The sequence below is a fragment of the Caminibacter sp. genome (assembly GCF_053999135.1).
Window position 1 is genome coordinate 1 of sequence record NZ_JBMXVQ010000043.1, and the last position, 4137, is coordinate 4137.

General features: G+C 34.5%; 4 protein-coding genes and 2 pseudogenes. 3 read left to right on the plus strand and 3 right to left on the minus strand.

Annotated elements, in window-relative coordinates:
- Nucleotides 1-66: 66 nt before the first annotated feature.
- From ACXJH6_RS03850 to ACXJH6_RS03860, 3 genes and pseudogenes are all read right to left on the minus strand, one after another.
- A complete protein-coding gene (locus ACXJH6_RS03850; protein ID WP_456470449.1) occupies nt 67-960 on the minus strand; it encodes a carbon-nitrogen hydrolase in 894 nt (297 codons plus the stop codon).
- A gap of 1 nt (nt 961) precedes the next feature.
- Nucleotides 962-1291, minus strand: a pseudogene (locus ACXJH6_RS03855) (methyl-accepting chemotaxis protein); the annotation flags it as partial.
- A 357-nt stretch (nt 1292-1648) separates the two neighbouring features.
- Nucleotides 1649-2182, minus strand: a pseudogene (locus ACXJH6_RS03860) (PAS domain S-box protein); the annotation flags it as partial.
- Nucleotides 2183-2272: 90 nt separating this feature from the next.
- Here ACXJH6_RS03860 and ACXJH6_RS03865 point away from each other — a divergent pair.
- The 3 genes from ACXJH6_RS03865 to ACXJH6_RS03875 form a co-directional block, all read left to right on the plus strand.
- On the plus strand, nt 2273-3466 hold the full coding sequence (locus tag ACXJH6_RS03865) for a saccharopine dehydrogenase family protein (protein WP_456470450.1): 1194 nt from the start codon (nt 2273-2275) through the stop codon (nt 3464-3466).
- Complete coding sequence (locus ACXJH6_RS03870; RefSeq protein ID WP_456470451.1) at nt 3466-3924, plus strand: phosphoribosyltransferase; 459 nt, start codon at nt 3466-3468, stop codon at nt 3922-3924. Before ACXJH6_RS03865 ends, ACXJH6_RS03870 begins: the two co-directional genes overlap by 1 nt.
- A partial coding sequence (locus ACXJH6_RS03875) for a saccharopine dehydrogenase NADP-binding domain-containing protein (protein ID WP_456470452.1) occupies nt 3921-4137 on the plus strand: 217 nt, incomplete at its 3' end. The genes ACXJH6_RS03870 and ACXJH6_RS03875, both read left to right, overlap by 4 nt.

The window sequence follows — 4137 nt, forward strand, 5'->3', positions numbered from 1 at the left end:
AATTTTCCGTATTATTTACTTCTTTTAGCGTTACAGCAAAAGAAAAATTAAAAAATAAAAACCAAATTATCCAACGCAATGTCTTTTCCTTAAATCTTTATAAAGTTCGATTCTTCTGTCTCTAAAAAACGGCCAGATTTTCCTAACTTCTTTTGCCCTTTTTAAATCTAAATCGGCTTCTATAATTTCTTCATTAATTCCTCCTCTTGCCAGCTCTTCTCCTTGAGGGCCGAAAATAAAACTGTTTCCCCAAAATTCAATGCCCCCAAGCACGCCTGATGGGTCTTTTTCTCGGCCCACTCTATTAACAGCTACAACATACACCCCGTTTGCCACCGCATGCCCTCTTTGAACGCTTGTCCATGCATTTAGCATTTTTTCTTTTTCTTCAGGTGTGTTTTCTTTTTCGCAAAGCTCGTCAATTCTATCCTCAGGGCACATAAGCCATCCTATTGCCGTCGGATATATTAAAATTTCAGCCCCTTTAAGCGCCATAATCCTGGCAGGTTCGGGATACCACTGGTCCCAGCACACTAAAACGCCAAGCCTGCCCACTGACGTATCAATAGGTTCAATCTCATCACCAGGAGTGAAATAAAATTTTTCATAAAATCCGGGGTCGTCAGGAATGTGTGTTTTTCTGTATTTTCCTGCAATTTTCCCCCTGTCAAAAACTACAGCCGTATTATAATAAATCCCGTCCATTATTTTCTCAAATAAAGAAGTAACAAGTACGATATCCTGCTCTTTACTCACTTTTCTCCAAAATTCAACGTCTTCTTGGAAACTTTCGGCATAATCGAAATATTTCGTATCTTCACATTTACAGAAATATTCGCTCTGATGAAGCTCTTGCAAAACAACAAGTTCGCCTTTTGCCTTTTTTATCATCTCAATCGTATGAGAACGGTTTTTTTCTTTTGAACCTTTATATTCCTGCTGTATTAAAGATACTTTCATGTTACACCTTAAAATCTTTAATCATTTCGTTAAGTTCTTGCATATTCCTTGCAATAGAAGCTAATTTTTCCATTATATTTCTTAGTTCTTTTACAAGCTCTTGCGCTTCTTTTTGAGTGTTTTCTATATCTAAATTCATATTTTGAACATTCGATTTTATAAGATTTATAATGGCCGTAATTTCACTAGCGCTTTTTTGGGATTTTTCGGCAAGTTTTCTAATTTCATCCGCGACAACGGCAAATCCTCTGCCATGTTCACCTGCCCTTGCCGCTTCAATAGCCGCGTTTAGGGCCAATAAATTTGTCTGGTCGGCTATATCTTTAATTATATCAACCATTTTCTCGATTTCTTGCATAGATTCAGCTAAATCTTTAGAACGGTTACTAACTTCCATTTGAGAGGGCAAAAATTTGGTTTCATTCCATTCCACCAACCTATTTAATCTATCAGAAACATCCTCATAAACAACCTTGATAACATCATAAGATTCTCTTAAAGACAATATAATATTTCTTAACGTATTCTGAATATTTTTGACAGGATTTTCCAAAATCTTAAAATCATTATCATCAGAAATAGTAAATTCATTATTAAGTTTATGATTGGCTATATTTTCCAGAACTTTAATTAATTCCTTTGCCTCTTTTTCAAAAAATTCTTTTCTGATTTGGGCTTCTTTTTTTCTTTCTTCTACTAAATTTCTTAAACTGACATACGTTTTCATAACCTCACCGTTTTTTATTATCGGTTCCACATATACATAGACCGGTATAATGTCACCGTTTTTATTCATAATCTCGGCAACCCCTATACCGCTTCTCTTTTCCTGCTCATATTTTAAAACAAGTTGACATACTTTACATTCCTTAGGATTTTCAGGCCACAAAATTTTAGGAGCCTGGGGAATATCCAGATTTTTTATTTCATATTCACTAAACCCTGTCAGTTTTTCAAATTCTTCATTCCAGACAATCATTTTTCTTTTAGGGTCAACTACAAACATTGCTACGGGATAATGTTTTATAAAATAATCAAATTCATAGGTAATATTTTCTAAATACTTCATAATAAAATCCAACTTTTCTTCAGTTGTTTTACAAGACTCCAATCCTCTTAAAAAATTTTCGTCAATCACTTTATTTTTAATGGTTTTTAAACATTCATCAACTTTTTTTTCAATAAAAGATTGATGACCCTCCTCTTTTTTTCCAAAAAACATTTTTAACCCTTTCAAAAATAGTGAACTTAATTAAATTATAACATAAATAATAGCTTTAAAAATGTTATAATTTTTTTAAAAAGGAGTGATATGGCAAACTTATTGATAATAGGTGCCGGCGGCGTCGGAAGAGTCAGTGCTTTTAAAGCGGCAAAAAACAGAGATACTTTTGAGAATATAGTATTGGCAAGCCGCACGAAAAGCAAATGCGACGAAATAGCAAAAGATATTAAAGAAAAATTAGGAATTGATATTAAAACATATTCACTTGACGCAAATAAAGAAGAAAACGTAATAGAATTAATAAAAAAAGAAAATATCGATATCGTATGTCATGTAGCACTTCCATATCAAAATCTACCTATCATGCACGCCTGTATTAAAACCGGTGCGGCGTATTTAGATACGGCATTGGCTGAGACGGAAGATAATCCGGATACTTATTACGACCTTCAGTGGGCGCTTGATGAGGATTTTAAAAAAGCTCACACAATGGCTCTTCTTGGATGCGGGTTTGACCCGGGGGTTACTTCAGTTATGGTTAAATACGCAGCCGATTATCTTTTGGACGAGCTGGAAGAAATCGAAATATACGACTGTAATTTCGGAAGTCACGGAAGAGCGTTTGCTACAAATTTCGACCCTGAAATAAACTTAAGAGAGCTGAATCTTCCGGGTAAGTACTGGAAAGACGGTGAATGGAAAACAACAAAACCCTTTGAAATTCAAGTAAAACACGAATACCCTGAATGCGGGGAAGCTACAAGCATTCTTATCTGGCATGAAGAACTTGAAAGTATCGTAAAACATTTTCCAAATTTAAAAAGCGCAAAATTTTATATGTGTTTTAGCGACCAGTATCTTTATCACTTCAACGCACTTAAAAACGTAGGAATGTTTAGTATTGAACCAATTGAAATATGTGAAGGATGTAAAATATCTCCTCTACAATTTTTGGCAAAAGTACTACCAGACCCACAGGATTTAGTCAAAAACTACAAAGGTAAAACAAATATAGGTGTAGTGGTAAAAGGTAAAAAAGACGGAGTTGATAAGACCTACTACATCTATAATATCTGTAACCACGAAAAAGCCATAGGAGAAACGGGAGCCCACTGCGTAAGCTATACAACGGGAGTGCCGGCGATTATCGGATGTAAACTTATGGCTAAGAAAATCTGGTGGAAAGAAGGTGTTCACAACGTAGAAGAGTTTGATGCCAAACCTTTCTTTGAAGAGATGGAAAACCAGGGACTTCCTATTAAGATAATAGAGGTTAAATAATGGAAAAATATTATTATAAATATGACGAATTTATGAATGATTTAAAAGTCTTAGAGCCTCAAATAAAAGAGTATAACCCCGATACTCTTTTGGCAATTGCCAGAGGCGGAATGACAATCGGACATTTTTTAGCCGAAAGATTAGATATGCGCGAAATTTATTCTCTAAACGCAATATCTTATGAAAATGAAAAAAAATTAGGGAAACCGAAAATTTTCAATATCCCCGATTTAAAAAATAAAAAAAGAGTTTTGCTGCTTGATGATATCAGTGACAGCGGTGAAACATTAAAAGAAGTTTTAAAAACTTTAAAAAGTTTATATCCGGAAGTTGAATTTAAAACTCTTACGATTTTTTATAAAGACCATACAAAAGTAATGCCTGATATATACATCAAAAAAACCGACAAATGGGTCGTGTTTTTTTGGGACAAAGAAGGACAAAAGGAGCAAAAATGAGTAATTTATTAATTATAGGAGCCGGAAAAACCAAAAAAACCCCCACACCCAAAGCCGCAATGAACGACCATATTTTTAAAAATATCACACTTGCCAGCCGCACAAAAAGCAAATGCGACGCAATAGCCAAAGATATTAAAGAGCGTTTAGGTGTTGAAGTAAAAACGGCTGAAATTGACGCTATGGATGTTGATGCTACGGCAAAACTTATAA